Consider the following 26,998-nt stretch of genomic DNA (forward strand, 5'->3'; position numbering starts at 1 on the left):
GTCCGAAGGAGGCAGGATGTCGACCATGTCCAACGTTTCCCCCTCCGGGCCCCCCATGGCCACGAGCCCGCTCACCCGCGCCGTGCTCGAAATCGACGAATACACCGCCGGTCTCGGCTGGGACCAGCCCGCGAGGCTGTTCGCCCTCGTCGACACCGCCCAGCTGCGTGCCCAGGAGCCGGGCCTCGCCGCCCAGCTCGGTCTCGCCGAGGGCGAGGCGGCAGCCACGCTCACCCCTGTCGAACAGGAGGAGATCCCGCCGGGCACCGCGCTCGACGAGTTCCTCGCGACGATCGCCTGGCCCGACGCGGTGGCCGGCTGCGCGCTGACGGTGGAGCGGCTGATGCTTCCGCCGTCCGCCGAGGCGTCCGTACCCGAGGGCATGAACGAGGCCGAGCTGGCGAAGTGGGTCGCGAAGCACCCCGACCGCCAGGAGGTCCGTATGACGGTGGCCGTGCTGCGCAACGGCGTACGCGAGTCCGCGCTGCGGCTGCGGGAGAAGGACTCCCCGACCGAGGTGCTCACCGGCGCCATGCTCGTTCCGGGGCTGGCCGAGGCACTGGCCGCGACCTTCGAGGCGTAGGCCCCGGATCCGGTGGGGGCACGGTCGCCGGTGGCCGGCTGCCGGCGTCAGCCTGTCGTGCACTGCGGCAGGCCGGCCGTGTCCCCCTCGCGGATCTTCTCCAGCGACTTCCTGGCGTCGTCGATCGTCCTGACCTTCACCAGGGTGAGACCGTCGGGGATGTCCGTGGCGGCGGACGCGCAGTTCTCGGCGGGCGTCAGGAAGTACTCGGCGCCCGCGTTGCGCGCGCCGACGGTCTTCATCTCGATGCCGCCGATCGGGCCGACCTTGCCGTCCTCGTCGATCGTGCCGGTGCCCGCCACGAACTTCCCGCCCGTCAGGGGACCGGGCGTGAGCTTGTCGACGATGCCGAGCGAGAACATCAGGCCCGCGCTGGGGCCACCGACGTCCGCCAGCTTGATGTCGATGGTGAACGGGAAGGTGTGGTCGGGTCCCGCCTGGATACCGACGAGCGCCCGGCCGTCGTCTCCGGCCTTCTCCGTGGTGATGGCGATGTCCTCGCTGCCCACCGGCTCCTTGCCCGCCTTCTCCGCCGCCGCCGCGTCCTTGGCCGGGACGATCGTGAAGACGACCTTCTGCGTGGGCTTGTGCTTGCCGACGAGCTCGGCGACGTCCTCAGGCTCCTTGACGGCCGTACCGTCCACGGCCTTGATGACGTCACCCGCGTGCAGCTTGCCCTCGGCCGGCTTGTCCTTGAGAACGGTCGAAACCACGACCCGGGTCCGCACCGGAATATCCAGTTCCCGCAGAGCGGCGGTCTTGGCGCTCTCCTGCGACTGGCTGAATTCCTCGGCGTTCTCCTGCGTCGACTCTTCCTCGGTCTTGCCGTCGGGGTAGAGGGTGTCGTGCGGAACCACCACGCTGTCGTGCGCGAGCCACCCGTAGACCGCCTCGACGAGGTTCATCCTGTAGTCCGCGCCGGTGACTCTGACCGTCGTCATATTGAGATGCCCGCTCGTGGGGTACGTCTTGCGACCGGAGATCCGCAGTACCGGCTCGCCCTTGGCCTCGCCGAGCGTGTTCACCGTCGGGCCGGGAGACATCTCCGAGTACGGGACAGGGATGAATACGCCCGCGCACAGCAGCGCGATCAGCATGAGCGTGGAGGCGAGCATCGTCACTGTGCGGCGTGGCATGGAACGACAGTACGGGACGGGTCTGTCAGTCCACCCCTGGGGCCGGTCCGTCCGGGACCTCACGGCTCGCTCGTACGGTCGGGGCCACATCACGCGTGGTCAGACGGCGTCGGTACCGGAGTGGGATTTCTCCATCGCCTCACGGAACCGCGCGTAGCCGGCGAGTTCGGAGACATCGCCGGCCGTTCGATTTCTGGCTGCCCAGCTTCCCCATATCGCAGCACCAAGTGCAGCGAAAAGCGGAATCAGCAACCACGCGAGTGCCGCCATTCCGACCTCCCGACCCCTAGGGACCGACCGCATTCGGCCGATCAGCAGATTAGCCACCGGTGCGTCCAACGCTCACGGCAGGGGCCCGGTTACGCAAATCGGGGCGCTTGGGCGCCACCCGGGTTTCAGCGGAGATCCGACGGCAGACGAGTCAGCACGCGCCGACCCATTCCTCCGTACCGTCGGAGAAGCTCTGGTGTTTCCAGATCGGCACTTCGTGCTTCAGGTCGTCGATCAGCCTGCGGCAGGCCTCGAATGCCTCGCCCCGGTGCGGACAGGAGACCGCCACGACGACCGCGAGGTCGCCGACTTCGAGGTCACCCACACGGTGGATGGCCGCCAGTGCGCGTACCGGGAATTCCGCGGCGACCTTTTCGGCCACACGGCGCAGCTCGTCCTCGGCCGAGGGGTGACAGGAATAGCCGAGCCTGTCCACGTCGGCGCCCCCGTCGTGGTTGCGCACGGTGCCGACGAACAGCGCCGTTCCGCCCGCGGCGTCATCCCCCACGGCTCTGAAGACCTCGTCGACGGAGAGCGGGGTGTCGCGAATCGCCAGCAGCCGGATGGGGTCCTGCGCCGCCTGCTCGCCCGGGTGGGAATACGTGCCTGCCATGCTGCCCATCGTGCCGTACCGCGGTGACATTGCGGAATAGCGCTTTCGACCGGCTGTACGGGCCCTTCGTATGGAGGGTCCTACATGCGGCCCCGCGCCTTGCGTACGCGGCGTACCAGCGCTGCCGTGCCCAGCAGTGCGACCGTGGCGCCCGCGGCGCCCGCCGCGGTGGCGTCCTTGCGGCCGAGGCGGCGACCCGCGACGGTGTGCCGGCCGGCGACCTCCTCCAGCAGTTCCGCGAGTACCTCCTCATTGGTCCACTGCGGCCGCCATCCCGCCTCGTGGAGCCTGCTCACGCTCACCACCCACGGATGCATCGTGTAGGCGAGGTCCCCGGCCGGGGAGGGCGTCAGACCGATCCGGTGCAGCCTCGCCGCGGCGCCCAGGGCGACCGCGGACGGCAGCTCCATGCGCCGGATGCCGCTGAGCTCCTCGACCTCCGGCTGTTCCAGCCAGCCGTCGCAGCCGACCGCCAGCTCGCCGTCGACCTTCTCGAGGGCGGCGTACTCCAGCGCGCTGACCAGGTCCTCGACGTGGCAGAACTGCCAGGTGGGGCGGGAGCCGGCGACGACGAGGAGACGGGGCGACTCGAAGTACCGGGTGAGCGCGGTGTCCGTACCACCGACCAGGACGGCGGGGCGGACCACGGTGACGTTGAGGCCGGGATGCGCGCGGGGCGCACGGCGGCCGAGGCGTTCGATTTCGAGGAGGTCGCCGACACCGGCGGCCTCCGCGGTGGCGCGCAGTTCCGCGTCCTCGGACAGCGGGATGTCGTTGTCGGGCAGCGCGCCGTAGACCATCGCCGACGTGCACAGCACGACCCGGTGGACGCCGGCGGCCGCGGCCGCGGTGAGCACCGTCTGGGTGCCCCGCACGTTGTACGCCGTACGGGCGGCGGGGTCCGACTCCAGGTCGAGGTCGAGCGCGAGGTGCACGACGACGTCGGCGCCCCGCAGCTTCTCCGCGATCGCCGGGTCGCGTACGTCCAGGACGTGCCACTGCGCCTCGGCGACGTCGCCCCGGCGCTCGTCGATGGCGACGACTTGTTTGATCTCATCGGACGCGGCAAGGCGCCGGGTGAGCAGCGCGCCGATGCCCGAGGCGGCACCCGTGACCGCGACGACGGGACCGCGGGCTGTCGGGGACGAGTCGTTTCGCCTCTGGCGAACTTCAGCGCTCTGCGATGCGCGAACCTGCGGATCTGGGGAACTCACCGGGCGTCTCCAGCGGTTGTCTTCAGTACGTACACGCCTTGGCGCGTGCGTACCAGGTGGCGTCCATCCTGCCGCAGGCAGAGTCCCGGCGGAGCACCGAGCCCTTATCCGGCTCCGGTGTCTACGCTGGGTGGTGATGTCGGGCAGCTGCCGCCGGCCGGAGCCGGCGGCCTTACGAGCCGAGGAAACCCGTGAGTGACACCCCATTCGGATTCGGCCTTCCGCCGGAGGAGCCGGAGGACGGCGACGATGGCAAGAAGAAGGGCAGCCAGGGCGGTGGCCAGGGTGGCCAGGGTCCGGCGAACCCGTTCGGCGGGTTCGGTCTGCCGGGCGGCTCGGGCGGCGCGGGCGGAGACAATCCGTTCGCCGCGATGTTCGGTTCGCTGAACCCGAACGACCTGGGCGCGGCCTTCCAGCAGCTTGGGCAGATGCTCAGCTACGAGGGCGGTCCCGTGAACTGGGACATGGCGAAGGACATCGCCCGCCAGACGGTCTCCCAGGGCACGGCGGACGGCGCCAAGGACTCCAGCGTGAGCCCCGGCGAGCGGTCCGCGGTCGAGGAGGCGGTGCGTCTCGCCGATCTGTGGCTGGACGGCGTGACCTCGCTGCCCTCCGGTGCGGCAACGTCGGTGGCGTGGAGCCGCGCGGAGTGGGTCGAGGCGACCCTGCCCGCGTGGCAGCAGCTGGTGGACCCGGTCGCCGAGCGCGTCGGGGCGGCCATGGGCGACGTACTGCCCGAGGAGATGCAGGCCATGGCGGGCCCGCTGCTCGGGATGATGCGGTCGATGGGCGGTGCGATGTTCGGCCAGCAGATCGGGCAGGCCGTGGGCGTACTGGCGGGCGAGGTGGTCGGCTCGACCGACGTCGGGCTGCCGCTGGGCCCGGCCGGCAAGGCCGCGCTGCTGCCGCTGAACATCGAGGCGTTCGGCAAGGACCTGGGCGTCGAGAGGAACGAGGTGCGGCTGTATCTGGCGCTGCGCGAGGCCGCCCATCAGCGGCTCTTCGCTCATGTGCCGTGGCTGCGCTCGCACCTGTTCGGCGCGGTCGAGGGGTACGCGCGCGGTATCCAGGTGGACACCTCGAAGCTGGAGGACGTGGTCGGCCAGCTCGACCCGTCACACCCGGAGCAGCTTCAGGAGGCGCTCCAGCAAGGCATGTTCCAGCCGGAGGACACCCCGGCGCAGAAGGCGGCGCTGGCCCGTCTGGAGACGGCCCTCGCGCTCGTCGAGGGCTGGGTGGACGCCGTGGTCCACGAGGCCGCCAAGCCCCGGCTCACGTCGGCGGACGCGTTGCGCGAGACGCTGCGCAGGCGCCGGGCCTCCGGTGGTCCCGCAGAGCAGACGTTCGCGACGCTCATCGGTCTTGAGCTGCGCCCGCGGCGGCTGCGGGACGCGGCACGGCTGTGGGCCTCGCTCACGGACGCGCGCGGTCTGGACGGGCGCGACGCGCTGTGGGAGCACCCGGACATGCTTCCGACGGCCGAGGACCTGGACGACCCCGACGGGTTCGTGCACCGCGAGCAGCTTGACTTCTCCGAGATCGACAAGATGCTCGGCGAGGCTGCCGGCGGCAGCGCGGACAAGCCGAACCTGAAGAAGGACGACGGCAGGGGCAGCGACGAAGGCAAGGGCAGCGACGAAGAGGGCGACAGCGACAAGTGAGCCTGCACGACGACGCTGTCCTCGTACTGAAGAGGTACGAAGACCAGGAAGAGCTGCGCCAGACCTATCTGGATCACCTGTCGGCGCACCCGGACGGGATGTGGAAGGCCTGCGAGGCCGGGCACCTCACGGCGAGCGCGCTGGTCGTCGATCCGGAGCGCGGGCGGGTGCTGCTGACGCTGCACAGGAAGCTGAACATGTGGCTGCAGATGGGCGGCCACTGCGAGCCGGGCGACGCGACGCTCAGCGACGCCGCGCTGCGCGAGGCGACGGAGGAGTCCGGCATCGCCGGTCTCACGCTGCTGCCCGTCGGCCCGGTGCGGCTGGACCGGCACCCGATCCCGGCGCCCTGCAACTGGCACCTGGACGTGCAGTACGCGGCGCTGGCGCCGGGCGGTGCGGTCGAGGCGATCAGCGAGGAGTCGCTGGATCTGCGCTGGTTCGCGTACGACGAAGTGGCGGGCGTGGCCGACGAGTCGGTCGTACGGCTGGTGGAACATACCCGCGCGGCACTGTAGACCGGCGTACGCGCGCAGGTGAGTAAGGGGCGGGCTCCCAGGAGCCCGCCCCTTACCTGTGCTCTCAGGACGGTCAGTTCCAGGCGTTGTTCTGGTTCTGGCCGCGGGCGCCCTGCTGTCCCACGCCGAACTGTGCGGCGATGCCCTGCCCCACCTGGGCGTCCTGCGGCGGCATCACCTCGCTGGGCTGTACGAGCGCGAAGCCCTGCCCGAGGAAGCTGAGTTCCCAGCCCTCACCGGTGTTGCCGCGCCGGCGGCGCACGTTCGACGAGTGCGTCTGGGCCTGCATCTGCACGCGCAGGGAGCTGGACCACGCGACGATCGCGTCCGAGTCGGCGTTGACGTACTTCTCAGGCGTGACCTCAAGCATCAGGGGCTGGCCCGAGGTCATCAGCGCGACCTTGCCCCGCCCGGAGATGTTGAGCTGGTACTTGCCCGTGCCGGAGATGCCGTACTGGCTGTCCACAGCGATGACTTCGGTGTGGAGTGAGGAGTCCAGCGCCAGGACGTACGCGCTGTCCACCGTCATGCCCTCGCGGTCGACGTCCACGAGATGGACGTACTGCGCGAGGTTGGCGAGGTAGACGGTGCCCTGCCCGGAGCAGCGCATCAGGTCGAGACCCTCACCGGTGCTGGCGCGGGCGCGCCGCTGGCTGTTCGACCGGTACTCGCCGTCGAAATCGATCAGCCCCTGGTACGCGACCATCGCGCCCTTGCGGGCGAGGAGGTCGTCCTGACCGGTCAGCGAGACCCGCAGGAGCTGCGGGTTCTGCACGGTGTACCGGTCCTGGGACTGCTGTTCGGTGTGACTGAAAAGCGGGCTCTGCATGGTGTGTTCTCGCTCCCCCTCAGCCCCGGATCCGCAGGCGGTCGGTGCTGTCCTCGCTCGGCTGTACGACGACGATTCCCTCGCCGGAGAAGGCCATCTGGTACGCCTCTCCGCTGCCCCGCCCGACGAGGGCGGACGCCTTGAAGCTGCGCTTGCCCTTCACCTTGAGGTTCGGGGACCAGGCGACAAGGGCGTCGGGGTCGACGTACGTCTCGTCCTCGCCGCGGCCGCACTCGACGACGATCGGTGTGCCGCGCGAGGTCAGGGCGACCCAGCCGGTGCCGGCGATCTCGACGTTCCACAGGCCCTGTCCGGCGAGCTTCGCCATGCCCTTGACCTTCTCGACGCCCCACTGGAGGTGCGCGTCGAAGGCGAGCACGTTGCTGCCGTTCACCGAGAGCGAGTCGTTGTTGAGGTTGATGACGACGACGTCCGCGCCGTAGTCGGCGAGGTAGAGCAGGCCGTCGCCGCTGCACTTCATGACCGGCGCGCCCTCGCCGGTGACCCACTGGGACGCGATCTGGCGTACAGCGGGCGGGTTCGGCTCGTACTGGATGAAGCCCTCGTACGCCACCATCGAGCCGGTGCGCGCGTAGAGGTCCTGGCCGGTGGCCATGGCGACCTTGAGCATCGCGCGCCCGTGGTTCTCCATGCGTGCCGCGATCGGGGTCGGGGCGTAGCCCGCGAGTTGCTGATTCATGACGGGCTCCCTCAGACCTCGTAGGGCTGGACGACGATGAAGTTTCCGGGCGCTCCCCGGAACTGCAGGTTGACGGTCTCTCCGCTGTGGCCGGGGTAGGCGTTGCGGCGCAGCCGCACCTGGCTGGAGAGGATCACCTGGGATGCCGAGGACCACGCGACGACGGCGTTGGCGTCGGCGAAGGTGGTCGGCGTGACCGGCAGGACCACGGGGATGCCGTGCGTCTTGACGACGACGGTGCCCGTTCCCTGGAACTGCATGGTGAACAGGGCGCCGCCCGGAATGCCGTGCCCCTCGATGCGGCGGACCTCGTACTGCAGCGACTCGTCGAACGCGAGAACGTTCTCGGCGGAGACGCAGATGCCGTCGCCCTGGAGCTCGATGGGGTGCAGGTGCGCGCCGTTCTCGGCGAGGAAGACCTGGCCGCGTCCGGAGCAGCGCATCAACTCCATTTCCTGCCCGGTGGCGTTGCCCACGATGCGGCCGGTGAAGCCCGCACCCTTGTGACTGAAGTCCACCTTGCCCTGGTACATCACCATGCTGCCCTGGCGGGCGAGGATCGGCGTACCGCCCATGCCGAGCTCGACTCGCATGAGCTGCTGGTTCTGCGGGGTCCAGCGCTGTCCGGTGGCTGCCTCGCGGTACGGCTGGAGGGCGGCCTTGAGCCCGGCTCCGCCCGGGGGGACGCCTTGGGGCACGCCTTGCGGTACGCCTGGGGGCATGCCCGGCGGCATGCCTTGGGGCTGACCGTACGGGGCGGGCTGGCCGTAACCGCCGGGCGGCTGGGCCTGGCCGGGGACCTGGCCGGGCATCTGACCCGGGACCTGGCCGAACTGCGGCTGCTGGGGCGGCTGTCCGTACGGCGACGGAGGCGTCGGCGGTACGGGGCCACTCTGCGGCGGAGCCATCGGCGCCGCGACAGTCGGCGCCGCGTACATCTGCGGGGCGGGCTGCGGCGGTGCGGGCTGCGGCGGCGGGGCGAAGCCCTGCGCGGGGGCCGGCGCCGGCGCAGGGGCCGACGGGGCGGTGGGTGCGCCGAAGGACGGTGCGGGCTGCGCCGCCTGGGGCGGCGGGGCGAAGGAGGGCGCCGCTGCCTGCGGTTGCGCGGCCGGCTGCTCCTCAGCCACTTCACCGCCGAAGTTCTTCAGCAGGGCGTCGAGCCCGCCGTCGAAGCCCTGGCCGACAGCGGCGAACCGCCATACGTCCTTCAGGTAGAAGTCCCCCAGCATCACAGCGCGCTCGGTGGTGAACTCCGACCCCGTGAAGGCGTACCTGACGACCTCTTCGCCCCCCGCGACGATCCGGATGTAACCGGGCCCCACCTGCGACATCTGCCCCGCGCCGTCGATCGTCGCGGTGAAGGAAAGCCGGTGGATGTTCGCCGGGATGCGGTCCAGCGTGACGCGGAACGACTCGGTGTCACCCGACTGCGCGCCGAGCTGCTGAATCGACTCCTCGGGCGATTTCGGCTGATTGAAGAAAATGAAATACCGGTCGTCCGAGAGCTGCTCGTTGGCGTCGAGCCCGAAGCAGCTGATGTCGAAGGTCAGTCCGGGCCCCGCGATCTGCACACCTACGTACAGATCCGTGCCCGCTGTGAGGTCACTGATCTTGGCCTTGTGGCCGCGTTGAAATTCCCTGGCCATGCGTAACGACCGTCCCCCATCCCGCGGTGAATGCGTCGCGTCAGGCTAACCCGCGAACGGCGGCATCCGGCCGGGCCGGTACACACTCGGTACAGAATCACCGACCCTCACTCGGTGCGCGCGGCCGGCAGGTGCGGCAGCCGCTCTGCTGCGACCACTCCCTCGAGGTAGCCGCGGGCACGCTCGGTGCGCGGGTACGCCTCCAGGAGCTGCCAGAAACGCGGGCCATGACCCGGTACGAGCAGATGGGCGAGCTCGTGGACGAGTACGTAGTCGACGACGTACTCCGGCATGCCCTGCAGGCGGTGCGAAAGGCGGATGCTGCCTTCGGCCGGGGTGCACGATCCCCAGCGGGTGTTCTGGTTCGTCACCCAGCGCACGGACGCGGGGCGCGCCCTGCCGTCGAAGCACTGGGCGGACAGCCGACGGGCACGCTCGGCCAGTTCGGCGTCGCCGAAGACGCGCTTGCTCTCCTGGGCGGCGAGCTTGTCGAGCATCACGGTCACCCAGCGCTGCTCCTCGGCCTCCGACATCCGGTCGGGGATGAGCACAATCGTGCGGTCGCCCTCCCGGTACGCGGAGACCGTCCTGCTGCGGCGGGCGCTTCTGCGGACCTCGACAGCGCTCGACCGCGAACCGCGGGGCAGCTGATGTGTCGCACTGTGCAGAGGGTCGACGGGCACGCCACGACGTTACCCGCTGCCAGTGGCGGAAGTCCCGCCTCCGGATGGTTCGAACGCCAACCGCTCCCTGGTGTGCAGCATTTGAACGACTGATACGACTAATCCGCCCCCTCTGTGGACAACTTTCGGCGCCCTTTGGCCGCGCCGTGCATGCTGAGTTCCGAGAGCGGATCTTGGGACAGACCGACGGGGGACGGCGATATGCATCCGATGGTGAAGCCCGCGCTGCGGCGCGCCTGGCGGGACCGGCAGACCGTGCAATTCGGCATGACGCCCGCACACGCGGTGACAGTGGGCCCGGTGGATACGGCGACGGGCAGTTTCCTGGGGCTGCTCGACGGGACACGCGGCCTGCCGCTGCTGCGGGAGGAGGCACGGGCGATGGGGCTGCCCGACGGACGGGTGGACGACCTGGTGGCGAGGCTGGCGGCGGCGGGTCTGATCGACGACGCGACGGCGGGAGGCGCGGCGGCGGACGCGCTGCGGGGCCGTGCCGACGTGTTCGACCGGCTCCGCCCCGATCTGGCGTCCCTTTCGGTGGTCCATTGCGAACCGGGCGGCGGGGCACGGCGTCTGGCGGCGCGGCGCGCGATGCGGGTCCAGGTGCGGGGCGCCGGACGGGTCGGCGCGACGATCGCCTCGGTGCTGGCCGCCGGCGGCGTGGGGCGGGTCGAGGTGATGGACGGCGGTTGCACGGAGCTCTGGGATGTGGCGCCGGGCGGGCTGAGCACGGAGTCGGTGGGCGGCCGGCGTGACGTGGCGGCGCGGCAGCTGGTCCGGCGGGCCGCGCCCGGCAAGCCTCCGCGCGCGGCGGAGGCCGCCGAGGCGGCGGGGGATGCGGCGGGTGGCGAGCCGGGTCTCTCCCTGGTGATCGTGGCGCCCCGCGACGGATCCGCCGCTTATGCGCCCGATCCCGTCGCCGCGGAACCGTGGCTGCGATCGGGGACTCCTCATCTTTATGCGGGAGTCGTCGAGGCGACGGGGGTGGTCGGGCCGCTGGTGCTGCCGGGCGGGAGTGCCTGCGCGGGCTGTATGGCGCTGGGGCGGGTGGACCGGGACCCCGGGTGGCCCCGGATGCTGGCGCAGTGGCGTTCCGGCCGCGGCGGGCCCGTACCGGCCTGCGACGTCGGTCTGGCGACCGCGGTGGCGGGGATGGCGGCGGCGCACGCCCTGTCGTTTCTGGACGGTGAGCTGCCGGCCACGACGGGGGTCCGGTGGGAGGTGTCGATGCCGCTGCTGGACTGGCGGCAGGAGCGGATGTCACCGCACCGCGACTGTACGTGCGGCGCCAGTGGGCAGACTCAGGGGGAGTGCGCCTCGGGGGCCGGGGAGCCACAGGACACAATGGCCGGGTGACCGTCGCAGGCGGCCACGGGTGTCTGGGATTTGGAGGGGCGCATGTCTGATCTTCCCCGGAAGGCGGTCACCCGTACCGCCAAGCTGGCGGCACTGCCGCTGGGTTTCGCCGGCCGAGCCACCTGGGGCCTGGGCAAGCGAATCGGCGGCAAGTCGGCCGAGATAGTGGGTCGCGAGCTTCAACAGCGCACGGCCGACCAACTGTTCAAGGTCCTCGGTGAGTTGAAGGGGGGCGCGATGAAGCTGGGGCAGGCCCTGTCCGTGTTCGAGTCCGCGCTCCCCGAAGAGGTCGCCGGACCGTACCGGGCGGCGCTGACGAAGCTTCAGGAAGCCGCGCCGCCGATGCCGACCCGCACGGTGCACGCGGTGCTGGAGGAGCGGCTCGGAGCACAATGGCGCGACTTGTTCCTGGAGTTCGAGGACAAGCCGTCGGCGGCAGCCTCGATCGGCCAGGTGCACCGGGCCGTGTGGCACGACGGGCGCGAGGTGGCCGTCAAGGTCCAGTACCCGGGTGCCGGGGACGCCCTGCTCTCCGACCTGAACCAACTGAGCCGTTTCGCCCGGCTGCTCGGCCCGCTGGTGCCGGGGATGGACATCAAGCCGCTCATTTCCGAGCTGCGTGACCGGGTGTCGGAGGAGCTGGACTACGAACTGGAGGCGGAGGCCCAGCGGCAGCATGCGGAGCAGTTCGCTGACGACCCGGACGTGGTGGTGCCGGATGTGGTGCACCAGAGCGATCAGGTGCTGGTGACCGAGTGGATCGACGGCATACCGATGGCCGATGTGATCGCGGACGGGACGACGGAGCAGCGGGACAGGGCGGGGCAGCTGCTGGCCCGCTTCCTCTTCTCGGGGCCGGCCCGCACGGGCCTGCTGCACGCGGACCCGCATCCGGGCAACTTCCGGCTGCTGCCCGTGGGCCACGCGGGCGCGGGGGGCGACGAGGAGGATCAGGAGGACGCGGTCGGCCAATGGCGGCTCGGGGTCCTGGACTTCGGCACGGTGGACCGGCTGTCCGGCGGACTGCCCGCGACGATCGGAACGTCACTGCGGCTGACGCTCGACGGTGAGGCCGACGCGGTGTACGAGCTGCTCCGCGAGGAGGGCTTCGTGAAGGATTCCATCGATCTCGACCCGGACGAGGTGCTGGACTATCTGCTGCCCATCATCGAGCCCGCGCAGGCCGACGAGTTCACGTTCACGCGGGGGTGGCTGCGCCAGCAGGCGGCGCGGATCGCCGATGTCCGCTCCCCCGCGCACCGGTTGGGCAAGCAGCTCAATCTGCCGCCCGCCTATCTGCTGATACACCGGGTGACCTTGAGCACCATCGGAGTGCTCTGCCAACTGGGTGCGACCGTACGGCTGCGGCACGAACTGGAGGAGTGGCTGCCCGGTTTCCTCGCCGAGGAGGCGGAGGGAACGCCAGAGGCGGAAGTAGCCGAAGACGTGGACGGGGCGGCGGCCGGGGCGTAACCGGGCCGTTCACCACCAGGGCGAATCGAGCCGGCCTTCGATCGCTCTGAGGTTGGCGCGCGCGCAGTCGTCACAGAAGTAGTGGCGCCTGCCGTTCTCCACGGAGCAGGTCCAGGTGGGTGGTGTGTGCTCGGAGGGCTTGCCGCAGCGGGAGCACACCACGCTCTCGCCACCCGGCTCCGCGGAATCAGGAGCCTGCTCGGGGGGCCGGGGGTCCTCCCCGGGAGAACTCAGCACTCCGTGACGATATCTCCGACGGGGCGCGGTGGCCGGACAACGCACCGCGGGGGCCGGTCCCTTCGGACCGGCCCCCGCGGAGGGCTTCGTCTGCTCCGGCCTGCCGGCGCCTGCCTGTTACTGCATGACCGCCATGGCCAGGGCCCGGCGGGCACGCAGTGAGACGCGCTCGGCGCGGCGCTGCATCCGCCGGGCGGCGACCAGGCGCACGGCCTGGTGTTCCGCCTCGGCTTCCCGCCGGCGTTCTTGCATATGGGCACGGGCCAGGGCTTCTGGGATGAGTTGCATCTCGCGGTTCCTGTTCTGACGCGAGTCGTTCGCGCCGGTGATCGTGACGTCGTGGGTAGCGGAGCCGAAGGGCTCGCTGGGGGAAGAGGTCATCGGGGCCTGCTTCTTGGGATCGTGCGTATGGGGTCGGTCGATGGTTCCGGTGACGTTCATGCCGCGACCGGGTTCTTGCGCGGGCGGCCACGCGGCCGCTTGCGGGCGACTACGACACCCTGGACGAAGAGCTCGCCACCCCAGACACCCCAGGGCTCGCGGCGCTCCTTGGCACCGGCGAGGCAGGCCTCGACCAGCGGGCAGGTGCGGCAGAGCGACTTGGCGTACTCGACATCGGCCGGGGACTCGGCGAAGAAGACCTCCGGGTCGTACGAACGGCAGGGGACGGGCACGCCGAGGTTCTCGATGGCGTCGTCGAGCGCGGTGAGCGCGGTGAGGGGGGCCGGGGCAGTCAAGGTGGGGTCCTCCGTGAGACCGGGCGGGGTGATCGGTTGGGAAGGCGGTACGGACGGGGCGTGCGTTTCGAGTTGCACGGTGGTTTGTTCCTCGTCGAGTCGTTCCGGCCGGTCGGCCGGGTGGCGGTTGCTGTCCCGAAGCCCCTTCGCTCTGTCTCGCCCGTTCGGGCAAAACAGAAGGGCCGCGGATCCCTGGTGGGGTTCCGCGGCCCTGAAGGCGCCTGCCTGATCCTGGATCAGGCTGGATCACTCCAGGGTTCGAGCCCACGGAAGGCCCACATCGTGTGGTGCTGCGTCGTCTGCTTCTTGGATCCGGCACCGGCTGCCGCAAAGGCATAGGCCTTCCCCTGTGCCGCTGCTACTGCTGCTTCCGGTGCCTTGGTCGGTCGCTCATTGCGCGCCAGGACCAGGACGGGGAGGCTCGCGAGAGAGGCGGGGCGGACGGCGGGAATGCCGCCGGACACACCGGTGCCACGGAGCGAGGAGCCGAGCGGGCAGGGGGCGACGACCGAGCGATCGGTCATTTTGGTGAAGTTCATGAAGCTGGTCACTGGGCTCGCCTCCTCTCGGCGTCTCGGGGACCCTTGGCACGAGGCCGGTCCCTACGTATTCGGATAAGTACAGCACGGAGTCAGGGCTTCAGAGAAGTCGCTGTTCCCGTGGTTAAGAACCTATGGGGATTGCTGGGGCATGCGCAAACTATTTTCCCGACGAGTTTGAATCAGTCCTCCTCGTCGGCTCCTCCAAGGTCCTGACCTGCGCAGAGAGCCAGCACATCGGCTCCGAAACGCTCCAGCTTGCGGGCGCCGACCCCCGCGATGACGGCCAGTTCCCCCGCCTCGCCCGGCGCCGCCTCGGCGATCGCCATCAGCGTCTTGTCGGTGAAGACGCAGTACGCGGGCTGGCCCAGCTCCCGCGCCTGGCCCGCGCGCCAGTCGCGCAGCCGTTCGTACAGCGCTTCGTCCATGTCGGACGGGCAGTCCTCGCAGCGCATCAGTTTCACCTCACCGGCGTCGGTGAGCGTCTTTCCGCACACCCGGCACAGGGCCGAGCTGCGGCGCTTGCGCTTGGCCGGGCCCCCCATGCCGGCACCGGAGCCGCTGCCGGCGCGCGGGGCGGACGCGCCACGGCTGCCGGGGACGGAGGAACCGGGGCGCAGTCCGTTCAGGAAGCGGCTCGGGCGGCGCGAGGCCCGGCCGCCCGGGGAGCGGGACAGGGCCCAGGACAGCACCAGATGCAGGCGGGCGCGCGTGACTCCGACGTACAGCAGGCGTCGCTCCTCCTCGACCTGCTCGTCGGTCTTGGCGTAGGTGATCGGCATCATGCCCTCGGTGAGGCCGACCAGGAACACGGCGTCCCACTCCAGGCCCTTCGCCGAGTGCAGCGAGGCGAGGGTGACGCCCTGGACGGTGGGCGCGTGCTGGGCGGCCGCGCGCTCGTCGAGTTCGGCCACGAGGTCGGAGAGCGTGGCGGTGAACCTGGTCTTCGCGAAGTCCTCGGCGAGACGGACCAGCGCGGCCAGTGACTCCCACTGGTCACGCACGGCGCCGGAGCCGGCCGGGGGCTGCGGGGTCCAGCCGTTGCCGCTGAGGACGGCGCGGGTCTGGGAGGGCAGGTCCACGACGTCGTCGAGCAGCGGGTCGTTGTCCCCGAACCGGGCGGCGCTGCGCAGGCCGGCGATCGCCTTGCGCACCTCCTGCCGTTCGAAGAACCGCTCAGCGCCGCGCAGCTGGTAGGGCACTCCGGCGTCGGCCAGCGCCTGTTCGTAGACCTCCGACTGGGCGTTGATCCGGTACAGCACGGCGATCTCGCCGGCCGGGACGCCGGCGGCGATGAGGTCGCGGATGCGGCGGGCGGTGCCCTCGGCCTCGGCGGGCTCGTCCGCGTACTCCGTGTAGAGGGGTTCGGGGCCGGGCTCCCGCTGGGAGACCAGCTCAAGGCGGTGCTCGGCGGCGCGGCCGCGCGCCTGGCTCAGCAGACCGTTGGCCAGGTGGACGACCTGAGGGGTCGAGCGGTAGTCACGGACCAGCTTCACGACGGTCGCGTCCGGATGCTTGGTGCGGAAGTTCAGCAGGTGGTCCGGGGTGGCGCCGGTGAAGGAGTAGATCGTCTGGCTGGCGTCGCCGACGACGCAGAGGTTGGGCCGGTCGCCCAGCCACAGTTCGAGCAGCCGCTGCTGGAGGGGGCTGACGTCCTGGTACTCGTCCACCACGAAGTGCTGGTACTGGCTGCGCACGTGGTCGGCGATGTCGTGCCGGTCCTGGAGGATGCCGACGGTGAGCAGCAGCACATCCTCGAAGTCGATCATGGACCGGTCGCGCTTGAGCTGCTCGTACATCGCGTAGATCTGGGAGATCTCCGCCGCGTCCCTGGGAGCGTCGCGGCCCGACTTGGCGGCCGCGGCCGGGTAGTCGGCGGGGACGGTCTGGGTGACCTTCGCCCACTCGATCTCGCCCGTCACGTCCCGCAGCTCGTTGCGATCGAGGCGGACGCGGCAGCGGGCGGCGGCCTCGGCCACCAGCTGGATCTTGCGCTCGACGAGCCGGGGCAGGTCGCCACCGACTGCTTTCGGCCAGAAGTACTGGAGCTGGCGGAGCGCAGCGGAGTGGAAGGTCCGCGCCTGGACGCCGCCCGCGCCGAGCTGGCGGAGCCGCCCGCGCATCTCGCCCGCGGCGCGGTTGGTGAACGTGACGGCCAGCACACTGGCGGGCTGGAGAATCCCGGCGCGCACGCCGAACGCGATGCGGTGCGTGATGGCGCGCGTCTTGCCGGTGCCGGCTCCCGCCAGCACGCACACCGGACCGTGCAGGGCCGTCGCGACCTCGCGCTGCTCGGGGTCGAGCCCATCGAGCACCGCGTCCGCCGAGTCCGGGACCTGCGGGAAAAGAGAGGAGTGCGTTGCTGCTGTCACCCCGCCATGCTGCCAGGTCGGGAGTGGTGGGTGCGGCGCTTGTCCACAGGGCCCGGGCACTGGTCGTACTAATGCGGGAATGGCGGTCGGGTCGCGTACGTTCGACTGACTGGATTTTCGACTCACCGGGGCACGGACCCCGGCGAACCAGAGGAGCGCATTCGACATGCAGGGAACAGTGACGATGTACAGCACGACGTGGTGCGGCTACTGCCGTCGGCTCAAGAGCCAGATGGACCGTGAGGGCATCGCGTACACCGAGATCAACATCGAGCTGGACCCGGAGTCGGCGGCCTTCGTCGAGAAGGCGAATGGCGGAAACCAGACGGTCCCGACCGTCCTCGTGGTTCCCGCCTCCGGTGAGCAGTCGGTCATGACCAACCCGAGCCTCGCCCAGGTCAAGCAGGCGCTGGCCGTCTGAGGCCCGAGGCACACACGTACAGAAACACACGTACAGCTCATACGGAAGGGCCCCCAGGCAGCAGCGTGGGGGCCCTTCCGTATGAGCGGGCGTTCCGTATGAGCGGGCGTTACGGATTCAGTGGCTTCGGCAGGGGCTTGCCGTACCAGAGCTCCACCAGGCGGGCGGCGATCGAGATGCCCGACGGGGGCAGGATCTCACCGGACTCGATGGCGCTCCGGAGATCGTCCCTGGAGAACCAGCGCGCCTCCTCGATCTCCTCGCCGTCCACGTCGATCTCCGACGACGTGGCACGCGCCATGAAGCCGAGCATCAGGCTGGACGGGAACGGCCACGGCTGGCTGGCGACGTATTCGACGTGGCCGACTGTGACACCCGCCTCCTCGAAGACCTCGCGAGCCACCGACTCCTCGATCGTCTCACCGGGCTCCACGAAGCCCGCGAGCGTCGAGAACCGGCCTTCCGGCCAGTGCACCTGGCGGCCGAGGAGCGCGCGGTCCTCCTCGTCCGTGACCAGCATGATGACGGCGGGGTCCGTGCGCGGGTAGTGCTCGGCGCCGCACGCCTGGCAGCGCCGGATGTGCCCGGCCGCCGCGATGACGGTGCGCTCGCCGCAGCGCGAACAGAAACGGTGCAGCCGCTGCCAGTTCTCCAGGGCCACCGCGTGGACCATCAGGCCCGCGTCGCGCGGGTCGAGCAGAAGCCCGGCCTCGCGCAGACCGGCGGGGCGCGCGGACTGGTCCATGCGGCCCGGCAGGGAGTCCTTCTGGAGCGCGAAGTAGCTGACGCCGTCCTCGTCCGTACCGAGGAAATAACGGTGCGTCTCGGTGACCGGGGCCTCGAAGGCGGGGGTCATGACGAGTTCCGTGCGCCCGTCCGGGGTGTCGTCGATCAGGGCCTGTCCGCCGGAGACCACGAAGACACGGGTCGTCGGGTGGCTCCACGCCGCCGCCAGCCAGGCCTCGTCGAGGCGGTGGTGCGCGGCGCGGTCGATGCCGCTCGGGGCGGTGAGCCCGATCGGCCGCCGCGTGGCGTCCGTGCTGCCCGCCATGTCCGCGCCGGCCGAGCCGGCCGAGCTGCCCGAGCTGTCCGAGCTGCCCGCGGTCAGGCCCGTGTAGTCCGTCGAGGTGCTCACAGGTGCTTCCAACTCCCCCTGGTGGATTCGGATGAGGTTCGGCTTCAGGAGGCGCGCCAGTGCGCCGCGAGGTCGCCCCACAGATACGCGGTCGTCTCGACGCCCTTGAGGAGCAGGTCGAGCTCGACCTTCTCGTTGGGTGCGTGCCAGCCGTCCGAGGGTACGGAGATACCCAGGAAGAGCACGGGTGCACCGAGTACGTCCTGGAGGTCCGCCGCGGGCCCCGAGCCGCCCTCCCGCGTGAAGAGGATCTTCCGGCCGAAGGCACGGCCCATGGCCCGTACGACGGACTGGAGCGCGGGGTGGTCCAGTGGCGTCAGGCACGGGCGCGTGGCGGCGCCGAACGTGATCTCGTGACGGATGCCGGCCGGTACGCGGGATGCGACCCAGTCGCGTACGGACTGCTCGATCTTGTCCGGGTGCTGGCCCGCGACCAGGCGGAAGGAGAGCTTCAGGTGGGCGGAGGACGGGACGATCGTCTTGCCGCCGGGGCCCTGGTAGCCGCCGCCGATGCCGTTGACCTCGGCGGTCGGGCGGGCCCAGACGCGCTCCAGAGTGGTGTGGCCGGCCTCGCCGAGCGTGGCTCGGGACTTGGCTGTACGGAGCCACTCGGCCTCGTCGAAGGGGAGCTCGGCGAACAGCTCGCGCTCGCGGTCCGTGAGCTCGACCATGCCGTCGTAGAAGCCGGGGATCGTGACGTGCTCGTTCTCGTCGTGGAGGGCCGCGACGAGGCGGGCGGCGACGGTGGCCGGGTTGGGGACGGCGCCGCCGAAGGACCCTGAGTGGATGTCCTGGTCGGGCCCGTACAGCTTGATCTCGCAGTCGGCCACGCCGCGCATGCCGGTGCAGACGGTGGGGGTGTCCTCGGACCACATGCCGGTGTCGGAGACGATCACCGCGTCGGCGGCGAGGCGCTCCGCGCGCTCCTCGACGAGCGCGCGGAAGTGCGGGGAGCCGGACTCCTCCTCACCCTCGACGAGGAGCTTGAGGTTGACGGCGGGGGCGATGCGGCCGGTGGCGGCGAGGTGGGCGCGCACGCCGAGGGTGTGGAAGAACACCTGGCCCTTGTCGTCGGCGGCGCCACGGGCGTAGAGCCGGCCGCCGATGATCTCCGGTTCGAAGGGGTCCGTGTGCCAGCCGTCCTCGCGGGCGGCGGGCTGCACGTCGTGGTGTCCGTAGACGAGCACGGTGGGGGCGTCCGGGTCGCCGCTCGGCCACTCGGCGAATACGGCCGGGGCGCCTGCGGTGGGCCAGATCTCGGAGACCGGGAAGCCGGTCTCCTTGAGCTTCGCCGCCAGCCATTCGGCGCTGCGCCGCACGTCGGCGGCGTGGTCCGGCTGCGCCGACACGGACGGGATGCGCAGCCAGTCGGCGAGGTCGCCGAGGAAGGCCGCGCGGTGCGTGTCGATGTACGTACGGACGACGCTGTCCGGGGTGTCGCTCATGGCCTTGAGCCTATCCGGCCGCCGGGCCGGGCTCGTCCAGCAGGATCCGTTCCAGCTCGGCACGGCCGGGGAGGCCGGTGGGGCGCGCGATCTCACCGGTGCGGACGTAGAGGAACGCCGCGCCCACGGAGTCGGGGGGCACGTCGTGCTGTTCCGCCCAGGCGAGGCGGTAGACGGCGAGCTGGAGGGGGTCGGCGGCGCGCGTGCGGCTGGTCTTCCAGTCGACGATCTCGTACGCGCCGGTGGCCTCGTCGCGGTATACGGCGTCTATGCGACCCCGGATGACGCGGCCCGCGAGGGTGAGGTGGAAGGGCGCCTCGACGCGGTAGGGGGTGCGGCGCGCGTACGGGGTGCGCTCGAACGCCTCCTTGAGTGCGGCCAGGTCGCGCTCGTCCGCGATCTCGGCGTCGGACTCGTCGCCGCCGGGCAGCTCGTCCGGCCCGAGCATGGGCAGCGGCAGCTCCTCGAAACGCGACTCCACCCACGCGTGGAACCGGGTGCCCCGGCGCGCGGCAGGCTGTGGCGGACGTGGCATGGGGCGGGCGAGCTCCTGGGCGAAACCGTCGGGGTCGGCGGCGAGCCGCAGGAGCTCGGATGCGGTGAGGGAGGGCGGTACGAGGACGTCACGGGTCGTGGCGCGGGCACGGCGCAGCTCACCGGCGAGGGCGTCGAGATCCCGGTCCCAGGAGGCGACCGCGCGGGCCTCTTCGGGGGTGAGGGACTCCCCACCATGGCCCGGCCGAGGCGTGCTGGTTCCACCGGACATCGTCGGGCCGCCCGGACCGGTCGCGTGCGCCTCGTGCGCCTCGTGCGTCTCGTGCGTCGGGTGGGGGCGTACGGGGACGGTGTCGTGGTCCGGGGCGGACTGTGCGTGCTGCGGTACGGCGCCGGGGCGGTCCGCGCACGAGGGCGTGCGGGGCGCGGGTACGGCACCCGGGCGCACAGCGGACCAACTGTCCCAGCCCGGCGGAGTGGCGTCGTGGCCTTGGAACGCGTCGAGCGAACCCTCGGCGTCGACCGCCGCGTGTGCGCGGCTGCCGTTCGCTGTGGCCTCGGCGGGGGCACTGGCGCGAGGGGCGGCGTCCGCCTCAAGGCGGGCCCGGGTGTCCGTACGGGTGTCCGGCGAGGCATCCGCGAGAGCCTTCGTGCCGGTGCGCGTCTCCGGTCCCGCGTCGGCGTGGGCCGTCTCCGTGGCGGTTGGTGGGGTGGCCGGTTCCGGTGCGGGGCGTTCCGTGAGAAGGCTGTCCCAGTCCGGCGGGGTGGCGTCGAAGTCCGGCTCGGAGGTGGCTTCGAAGTCGGGCTCGACGGGGTCGTCGAAACGCCCTTCGAAACGCTCTTCGAAAGGCTCGTCGAAGTCGAAGTCCGTGGGGGGCTCCGGCTCCGGCTCCTGCTCCGCCTCCGCATCGGCCGGAGCTGCCGCCAGGGCCGCCAAGTGGGCCATGACCGTCTCCGCTGCCCGGCGGCGGCGGGCCATGGACGTCGGATCCAGCGGCAAGGGCCACACACGGTCCGTCGCCGACTCGCGCAGGGACGGGTTCTCCTCGTCCTCGGCGGGCTCGTCCGCCCACGCCTCGATCTCTCCGAATCCGGCCGCGCAGTGGTCGTACAGCGCCCGCAGGAAGCCGGAAGGACCGCGCGGCTTCTTCTGGGTCGGGCCCCACCAGTGGCCCGAGCCGAGGAGCAGCGAGCGCGGGCGCGTGAAGGTCACGTATCCGAGGCGCAGCTCCTCGGTGTGCTGGTGGGCCTTCATCGCGTCCTTGAACGCCTTGATGCCCTTGGCGTCCCAGTCCCCCACGTCCGGGAGCGTCTTCGCGTCGCCGCGCAGCGCGTGCGGCAGGACCTTGGCCTGTGAGGTCCAGGAGTCGCGTGACTGCTCGCTCGGGAAGTGGCCCGCGACCAGGCCCGGCGCCGCCACGACGTCCCACTCCAGGCCCTTGGACTTGTGCGCGGTGAGGACCTTGACGGTGTTCTCGCCGCCGGGCAGGGCGTTGTCGAGCCCCTTCTCGTACTGGGCGGCGGTCCGCAGGAAGGCGAGGAAGGCGAGCAGGGTCGCCTCGCCGTCCAGCGCCGCGAATCCGGCCGCCGTGTCCAGGAAGTTGCTCAGCGTCTCCCGCCGGCGGGCGGCCAGGGCGTGCGGTGAGGCCGAAAGTTCCACTTCGAGGCCCGTCGTGGCGAGCACCCGGTGCAGTACGTCCATGAGCGGGTCCGCGAGCGAGCGCCGCAGGTCGCGCAGCTCGGCCGCCAGGCGGGCGAACCGGACCCGGGCGTCGGCCGAGAAGGGCAGGCCGTCGTCCGGGCCGCCGCCGGACTCCAGGAAGGTGTCGAGCGCGTCCGCGAGGGAGATGACCTCCGCCGGGTCTACGCCCTCGACGGCCTCGGCCAGCCTGCCGTCGGGGTCGGCGTCCGCGTCGGCGCCCGGCGCGCGGTGGACGAGCAGGCGCGCGCGGCGCCCGAGCAGGGCCAGGTCGCGCGGGCCGATGCGCCAGCGGGGGCCGGTGAGGATGCGTACGAGCGAGGCATTGGCCCCCGGGTCCTGGAGGACCTCGCAGACGGCGACGAGGTCCGCGACCTCGGGGAGGTGGAGGAGTCCGGACAGGCCGACGACCTCGACCGGTACGTCGCGGGCCACCAGCGCGCCCTGGATCTCGGCGAAGTCGCCCGCCGTACGGCACAGGACGGCGATCTCGCCGGGCTCCTTGCCCGTACGGACGAGGTGGGCTATCGAGTCGGCCAGCCACGCGATCTCCTCCGCGTGGGTGGGCAGCAGGGCGCAGCGGACGATGCCGTCGCGCTCGGCGCCCGGGGCGGGGCGCAGTGCCTCGACGCCCTCGTGCATGGCGCGCAGCGGGACGGCGAGGCCGTTGGCGAGGTCGAGGAGGCGGCCGCCGCTGCGGCGGTTCTCGCTGAGCGAGTAGCGGGCTGCGGGGCTCCCGTCGGCGTACGGGAAGTGGGCGGGGAAGTCGTCGAGGTTCGCGACGGAGGCACCGCGCCAGCCGTAGATCGCCTGGCAGGGGTCACCGACGGCCGTCACCGCGTGCCCGGTGCCGCCGCCGAACAGTCCGGAGAGGAGCAGGCGCTGCGCGACGGACGTGTCCTGGTACTCGTCGAGCAGGACGACGCGGAATTCGTCGCGCAGGATCCGGCCGGCCTCCTCGCTGGTGAGCGCGAGTTCGGCGGAGAGGGCGATCTGGTCACCGAAGTCGAGGAGGTCGCGGCTGCGCTTGGCCTCGCGGTAGCGGATGGTGAGGTCGAGGAGTTCGAGGCGGGCGGCGGCGGCTTCGGGAACCTTGCGCAGGTCGGCGTTGGAGAGCTTGACGGACGCGAGGCTGTTGAGGAGCCCGGTGTCGTACGTCGCGAGGCGGGCCGGTTTCACGAGGTGCTCAGCCAGCTCCGCGTCCAGCGCGAGCAGGTCGCTGACCAGGGACGGAAATGATCTGGTCAGCGCCGGATACGGTCCTGGCGCCTCGCGCAGCACCCGTGCGGCGAGCTGGTAGCGGGTGGCGTCGGCGAGGAGGCGGGCGGTCGGTTCGAGGCCGATGCGCAGGCCGTGCTCGGCGAGGAGCTGCCCGGCGAAGGCGTGGTACGTCGAGATCCGGGGCTCGCCAGGGGGGTTGTCGGGGTCGATGACGTCGGGGTCGGTCACCCCGGCGCGCACCAGCGCCTTGCGGACGCGCTCGGCAAGCTCACCGGCCGCCTTGTTGGTGAAGGTCAGGCCGAGTACCTGCTCGGGGGCGACCTGCCCGGTGCCGACCAGCCACACCACGCGCGCGGCCATGACCGTCGTCTTGCCCGAACCGGCTCCGGCCACGATGACCTGCGGGGCAGGCGGTGCGGTGATGCACGCCATCTGCTCCGGGGTGAACGGGATGCCGAGGAGCTCTTTGAGCTGCTCGGGGTCGGTGATTCGGGCTGACACCCCAGAGAGGCTATCCGGCCCCACTGACAACGACGGTCCGTGAAGCCGGCGCTACCCGACGAGCGGGCTGCTCGACGAGCGTCTTACTCGACGAGCGGGCTACTCGACGAGCGGGCTACTCGACGATGTGGCGGCCCTCCGGCTGCGCGCTGCACGAAGCGCGGAACGCGCAGTGCGTGCAGTGCTGGCCGGTCGCCGGACTGAAGCGTTCGTCGAGTACGCGGCCGGCGGCGGTGGCGAGCAGGTCACCGACCCACTCCCCGGCGAGCGGCTCCTGCGCCTGGACCTTGGGCAGCGCCTCACCGCCGTCCTTCTTGGCGGCCGCCTGCCGCAGCTGTACGAGTTCGGCGCCGCCGGGCTCGGGACGCGTTCCCCCGAACGCCTCGTCCACCGCGCCTTCCCGTACGGCGAGCTGGTAGACGGCGAGCTGCGGATGGCGGGCGACCTCGTCGCGCGTGGGGGCCGCTTTCCCGGTCTTGAAGTCGACGACGTACGCCCGCCCCTCGGCGTCCCGCTCGACGCGGTCCATGGAACCCCGGATGCGCACCTCGTACTCCCCGCCCGCCTCCAGGGTCACGTCGAAGTCGTGCTCGGTGGCGACCGGGGTACGGCCGCCGCGGTCCATGACGTGCCACTTCAGGAAGCGTTCGAGCGCCACACGCGCGTGCTCCTTCTCCTGCTGGGACTTCCAGGGCGCGTCGAAGGCGAGGGCGTCCCAGACGGAGTCGAGGCGTTCCATGAGTACGGCGAGGTCGGCGGGCGTACGGCCGGACGCGACCTCGTCGGCCAGGACGTGCACGACGTTCCCGAAACCCTGGGCGGCGGTCGCCGGTGCGTCCGCCTTCACCTCGCGTCCCAGGAACCACTGGAGGGAGCACGTGTTCGCGAGCTGGTCCAGTGCGCTTCCCGAGAGCGCTACGGGTTCGTCGCGGTCGCGCAGCGGGACGCTGCTGTGCGTCGGGTCGTACAGGCCCCACCAGCGGTACGGGTGCGCCGAGGGGACCAGCGGCTGGCCGTCCTCGTCCGCGAGCGCGGCGAGGCGGGCCAGTCGGCGGGCGGCGGCGTCGCGCAGGGCGGGGGTCGCCGCCGGGTCGACGGTGGTGGCGCGCAGTTCGGCGACGAGTGCGGCCACGGCGAGGGGGCGGCGGGGGCGGCCGGTGACGTCCTTGGGTTCGACGCCGAGTTCGGTCAGGAAGCGGGAGGGCTGGTCGCCGTCGTCGGCGGGGGCCTTGACGGCGGTGACGACGAGGCGCTCGCGAGCGCGGGTGGCGGCGACGTAGAAGAGCCGGCGTTCCTCGGCGAGGAGGGCGCCGGGGGTGAGCGGCTCGGCGAGGCCGTCGCGGCCGATCCGGTCCGCTTCGAGGAGCGATCCGCGGCGGCGCAGGTCCGGCCACAGGCCCTCCTGCACGCCTGCCACGACGACCAGGCGCCACTCCAGCCCTTTTGACCGGTGCGCGGTCATCAGGCGTACGGCGTCGGGGCGCGCGGCGCGCTTGCTGAGGGTGTCGGCGGCGATGTCCTGGGCGTCGAGCTCTTCCAGGAAGTTCAGCGCGCCGCGGCCGCCGGAACGTTCCTCGGCGCGGGCCGCGGTGTCGAAGAGCGCGCATACGGCGTCGAGGTCGCGGTCGGCGTTGCGGCCGGCCGTGCCCCCGCGCAGGGCCGCGCGTTCGAGGCGCCCCGGCCAGGGGGTGCCGTTCCACAGCTCCCAGAGAGCCTCCTCGGCCGTGCCGCCGGCTTCGAGGAGCGTACGGGCCGTGCGCAGGAGCGCGCCGAGGCGCTGGGCGCCGCGGGCGTACGCCGGGTCGTGCGCGGCCAGGCGCTCGGGCTGCGCGAGGGCGCGGGCGAGCAGTTCGCCGGAGGGCGGCGGGAGCCGGTTCCCGGCGGCGCGCTCCTCGTCGCGCAGGGCACGGCCGAGCCGGCGCAGGTCGGCAGTGTCCATGCCGGCGAGCGGCGAGGCGAGCAGCTCGGCGGCGACCTCCGCGCTGAGCCAGGTGGTGGTGGCGGGTGGAGTGGAGTTCCCCTGGCCCGGCCCTTCCCGAACGTCGGCAGGCTCCCGGCGCTCCTCGGGCACCTCCGGCTCCTCGGGCTCCTCGGGCTCCCCGGCAGCGTGCGTCTCACGATGCCCGGCAGGCTGGTCCGGTGAGGCGAGCGCCGCCTCGGCCACCGCCCGCAGCGCCGTCAGCAGAGGCGTCACCGCCGGCTCGTGGCGCAGGGCCAGGTCGTCGCCGTCGATCTCCAGGGGGACACCTGCCGAGGTCAGGGCGCGGCGTACGGCGGGGATGGTGCGCCCGCCGGCGCGTACCAGTACCGCCATCTCGTTCCACGGCACGCCCTCCTCCAGGTGGGCGCGGCGCAGGATGTCCGCGATGTTGTCGAGCTCCGTGCCCGCCGTCGGGTACGTGAAGACCTCCGTGCGGCCCCCTTCGCGTACGGCGGCCAGGTCGCGGTGCGCCCGTACCTTCTCGGCCGGCAGGCGCGTCAGCGGCATCCGGCGGGTGAGCAGACGGGTGGCCGCCAGGAGGCCCGCTCCCGAGCGGCGGGAGGTCGTCAGGACCTCCACCGGCGAAGGGCTGCCGTCCGCTCTGCGGAACGTGTGCGGGAAGTCGAGGATGCCGCCGACGTCCGCTCCGCGGAACGCGTAGATCGACTGGTCCGGGTCACCGAAAGCCACCAGGGTGCGGCCGGAACCGGCCAGCGCGCGCAGGAGGCGGACCTGCGCCGGGTCCGTGTCCTGGTACTCGTCTACGAAGACAGCGTCGTACTGCGCGCTGAGCCGGCCCGTGAGCTCCGCCTGTTCGGCGAGCAGCACCGCCCGGTGGACCAGTTCGGCGTAGTCGAGGACGCCCTGCATGTCGAGTACGTCGAGGTACTCGGCCAGGAAGGCCGCCGCGGCCTTCCAGTCGGGCCGCCCGGTACGCGCCGCGAAGGCTCCGAGTGAGTCGGGCCCGAGCCCCAGCTCACGGCTGCGTGCCAGCACGGCGCGGACCTCGTCGGCGAAGCCGCGCGTGGTGAGGCAGGCGCGCAGTTCGTCCGGCCAGTGGACGGGGGTGGGCCGGCCGTCCCGTTCCAGCTCCACGTGGCCCGCGAGAAGGTCGCGTACGGCGACGTCCTGTTCGGGGCCGGACAGCAGCCGCAGCGGTTCGCTGAAGAGGTCGCTGTCCTGATGCGCGCGGACCAGGGCGTAGCAGAAGGAGTGAAAGGTGGTGGCCTGCGGCCCGTACGCGCCGCCGAGCCGCAGCGCCATCCGGTCGCGCAGCTCCACCGCCGCCTTGCGGCTGAAGGTGAGCACCAGGATGCGCGCCGGGTCGGCCCCTTTGGCGACGCGGGCGGCCACCGCCTCCACCAGGGTCGTCGTCTTGCCGGTGCCGGGTCCCGCGAGGACCAGCAGCGGGCCCCCGGCATGGTCAACCACCGCACGCTGGCGTGCGTCCAGAAGAGGGGGGTTCACCGGGCCCGGCCGGGTACGTACCAGTCGGTACGCGCCCGGGGTCCGCTGCCGCGCCTGACGGTGCGG

General features: G+C 71.7%; 23 protein-coding genes. 6 read left to right on the forward strand and 17 right to left on the reverse strand.

Annotated features, from left to right (window positions below):
- Positions 1–16: 16 nt before the first annotated feature.
- Positions 17–583 carry a PPA1309 family protein gene (locus G412_RS0108715; protein ID WP_244282887.1) on the forward strand — a complete coding sequence of 189 codons (567 nt, stop codon included), beginning with the start codon at positions 17–19 and terminating at the stop codon, positions 581–583.
- A 47-nt stretch (positions 584–630) separates the two neighbouring features.
- Here G412_RS0108715 and G412_RS0108720 read toward each other — a convergent pair whose 3' ends face one another.
- From G412_RS0108720 to G412_RS0108730, 4 genes are all read right to left on the reverse strand, one after another.
- The gene (locus tag G412_RS0108720) at positions 631–1,719 is read right to left on the reverse strand and encodes a YlbL family protein (protein WP_028811760.1); all 1,089 of its coding nucleotides are present in this window, start codon (positions 1,717–1,719) and stop codon (positions 631–633) included.
- Positions 1,720–1,818: 99 nt separating this feature from the next.
- On the reverse strand, positions 1,819–1,989 hold the full coding sequence (locus G412_RS40080) for a hypothetical protein (protein ID WP_167546446.1): 171 nt from the start codon (positions 1,987–1,989) through the stop codon (positions 1,819–1,821).
- A 151-nt stretch (positions 1,990–2,140) separates the two neighbouring features.
- The gene (locus G412_RS0108725) at positions 2,141–2,602 is read right to left on the reverse strand and encodes a molybdenum cofactor biosynthesis protein MoaE (RefSeq protein ID WP_028811761.1); all 462 of its coding nucleotides are present in this window, start codon (positions 2,600–2,602) and stop codon (positions 2,141–2,143) included.
- An 80-nt stretch (positions 2,603–2,682) separates the two neighbouring features.
- Complete coding sequence (locus G412_RS0108730) at positions 2,683–3,816, reverse strand: SDR family oxidoreductase (protein ID WP_028811762.1); 1,134 nt, start codon at positions 3,814–3,816, stop codon at positions 2,683–2,685.
- 191 nt (positions 3,817–4,007) lie between these two features.
- On the opposite strand from G412_RS0108730, the gene G412_RS0108735 reads away from it, so the two are divergent.
- A complete protein-coding gene (locus tag G412_RS0108735) occupies positions 4,008–5,477 on the forward strand; it encodes a zinc-dependent metalloprotease (protein WP_028811763.1) in 1,470 nt (489 codons plus the stop codon).
- Positions 5,474–5,995, forward strand: coding sequence for an NUDIX hydrolase (locus G412_RS0108740; protein ID WP_028811764.1), 522 nt, complete (start codon positions 5,474–5,476; stop codon positions 5,993–5,995). Before G412_RS0108735 ends, G412_RS0108740 begins: the two co-directional genes overlap by 4 nt.
- A 73-nt stretch (positions 5,996–6,068) precedes the next feature.
- Here G412_RS0108740 and G412_RS0108745 read toward each other — a convergent pair whose 3' ends face one another.
- The 4 genes from G412_RS0108745 to G412_RS0108760 form a co-directional block, all read right to left on the reverse strand.
- Entirely contained in the window at positions 6,069–6,824 is a 756-nt protein-coding gene (locus tag G412_RS0108745) for an AIM24 family protein (protein WP_028811765.1), read from the reverse strand.
- A gap of 19 nt (positions 6,825–6,843) precedes the next feature.
- The gene (locus G412_RS0108750; protein ID WP_028811766.1) at positions 6,844–7,524 is read right to left on the reverse strand and encodes an AIM24 family protein; all 681 of its coding nucleotides are present in this window, start codon (positions 7,522–7,524) and stop codon (positions 6,844–6,846) included.
- Positions 7,525–7,535: 11 nt separating this feature from the next.
- On the reverse strand, positions 7,536–9,170 hold the full coding sequence (locus G412_RS0108755) for a TerD family protein (RefSeq protein WP_028811767.1): 1,635 nt from the start codon (positions 9,168–9,170) through the stop codon (positions 7,536–7,538).
- A 107-nt stretch (positions 9,171–9,277) separates the two neighbouring features.
- Positions 9,278–9,853 (reverse strand): M48 metallopeptidase family protein, encoded by a 576-nt coding sequence (locus G412_RS0108760; protein WP_078606862.1) that lies wholly within the window; start codon positions 9,851–9,853, stop codon positions 9,278–9,280.
- A gap of 201 nt (positions 9,854–10,054) precedes the next feature.
- Between G412_RS0108760 and G412_RS0108770 the strand changes: the two genes are divergently transcribed.
- Together G412_RS0108770 and G412_RS0108775 are read left to right on the forward strand one after the other, a co-directional pair.
- The gene (locus G412_RS0108770) at positions 10,055–11,209 is read left to right on the forward strand and encodes a ThiF family adenylyltransferase (RefSeq protein ID WP_028811769.1); all 1,155 of its coding nucleotides are present in this window, start codon (positions 10,055–10,057) and stop codon (positions 11,207–11,209) included.
- Between the two features lie 42 nt (positions 11,210–11,251).
- Positions 11,252–12,682, forward strand: a complete 1,431-nt coding sequence (locus G412_RS0108775; RefSeq protein ID WP_028811770.1) for an ABC1 kinase family protein — start codon at positions 11,252–11,254, stop codon at positions 12,680–12,682.
- A gap of 9 nt (positions 12,683–12,691) precedes the next feature.
- On the opposite strand, the gene G412_RS39585 is transcribed toward G412_RS0108775, so the two are convergent.
- From G412_RS39585 to G412_RS0108795, 5 genes are all read right to left on the reverse strand, one after another.
- Entirely contained in the window at positions 12,692–12,919 is a 228-nt protein-coding gene (locus tag G412_RS39585) for a hypothetical protein (RefSeq protein ID WP_157839070.1), read from the reverse strand.
- A gap of 117 nt (positions 12,920–13,036) precedes the next feature.
- Positions 13,037–13,360 carry a hypothetical protein gene (locus G412_RS0108780; RefSeq protein WP_028811771.1) on the reverse strand — a complete coding sequence of 108 codons (324 nt, stop codon included), beginning with the start codon at positions 13,358–13,360 and terminating at the stop codon, positions 13,037–13,039.
- A complete protein-coding gene (locus G412_RS0108785; protein ID WP_028811772.1) occupies positions 13,357–13,734 on the reverse strand; it encodes a WhiB family transcriptional regulator in 378 nt (125 codons plus the stop codon). The genes G412_RS0108780 and G412_RS0108785 overlap by 4 nt, the downstream gene beginning before the upstream one ends.
- Before the next feature lie 158 nt (positions 13,735–13,892).
- A complete protein-coding gene (locus tag G412_RS0108790; protein ID WP_037648196.1) occupies positions 13,893–14,195 on the reverse strand; it encodes a hypothetical protein in 303 nt (100 codons plus the stop codon).
- Positions 14,196–14,377: 182 nt separating this feature from the next.
- Positions 14,378–16,510, reverse strand: coding sequence for an ATP-dependent DNA helicase UvrD2 (locus tag G412_RS0108795; RefSeq protein ID WP_028811774.1), 2,133 nt, complete (start codon positions 16,508–16,510; stop codon positions 14,378–14,380).
- A gap of 223 nt (positions 16,511–16,733) precedes the next feature.
- Here G412_RS0108795 and G412_RS0108800 point away from each other — a divergent pair, with 223 nt between their 5' ends.
- Positions 16,734–16,988, forward strand: a complete 255-nt coding sequence (locus G412_RS0108800) for a mycoredoxin (RefSeq protein WP_028811775.1) — start codon at positions 16,734–16,736, stop codon at positions 16,986–16,988.
- Between the two features lie 109 nt (positions 16,989–17,097).
- On the opposite strand, the gene nudC is transcribed toward G412_RS0108800, so the two are convergent.
- From nudC to G412_RS0108820, 4 genes are all read right to left on the reverse strand, one after another.
- Positions 17,098–18,039 (reverse strand): NAD(+) diphosphatase, encoded by a 942-nt coding sequence (gene nudC, locus G412_RS0108805; protein WP_028811776.1) that lies wholly within the window; start codon positions 18,037–18,039, stop codon positions 17,098–17,100.
- Between the two features lie 128 nt (positions 18,040–18,167).
- A complete protein-coding gene (locus tag G412_RS0108810; RefSeq protein ID WP_028811777.1) occupies positions 18,168–19,568 on the reverse strand; it encodes a dipeptidase in 1,401 nt (466 codons plus the stop codon).
- Positions 19,569–19,578: 10 nt separating this feature from the next.
- Positions 19,579–23,484, reverse strand: coding sequence for a UvrD-helicase domain-containing protein (locus G412_RS33680; RefSeq protein ID WP_037648093.1), 3,906 nt, complete (start codon positions 23,482–23,484; stop codon positions 19,579–19,581).
- Between the two features lie 115 nt (positions 23,485–23,599).
- Positions 23,600–26,956 carry an ATP-dependent helicase gene (locus G412_RS0108820; RefSeq protein WP_425274457.1) on the reverse strand — a complete coding sequence of 1,119 codons (3,357 nt, stop codon included), beginning with the start codon at positions 26,954–26,956 and terminating at the stop codon, positions 23,600–23,602.
- Between the last annotated feature and the right edge of the window lie 42 nt (positions 26,957–26,998).

The sequence above is a fragment of the Streptomyces flavidovirens DSM 40150 genome, from assembly GCF_000429085.1.
GTDB classification, from domain to species: Bacteria; Actinomycetota; Actinomycetes; order Streptomycetales; family Streptomycetaceae; genus Streptomyces; species Streptomyces flavidovirens.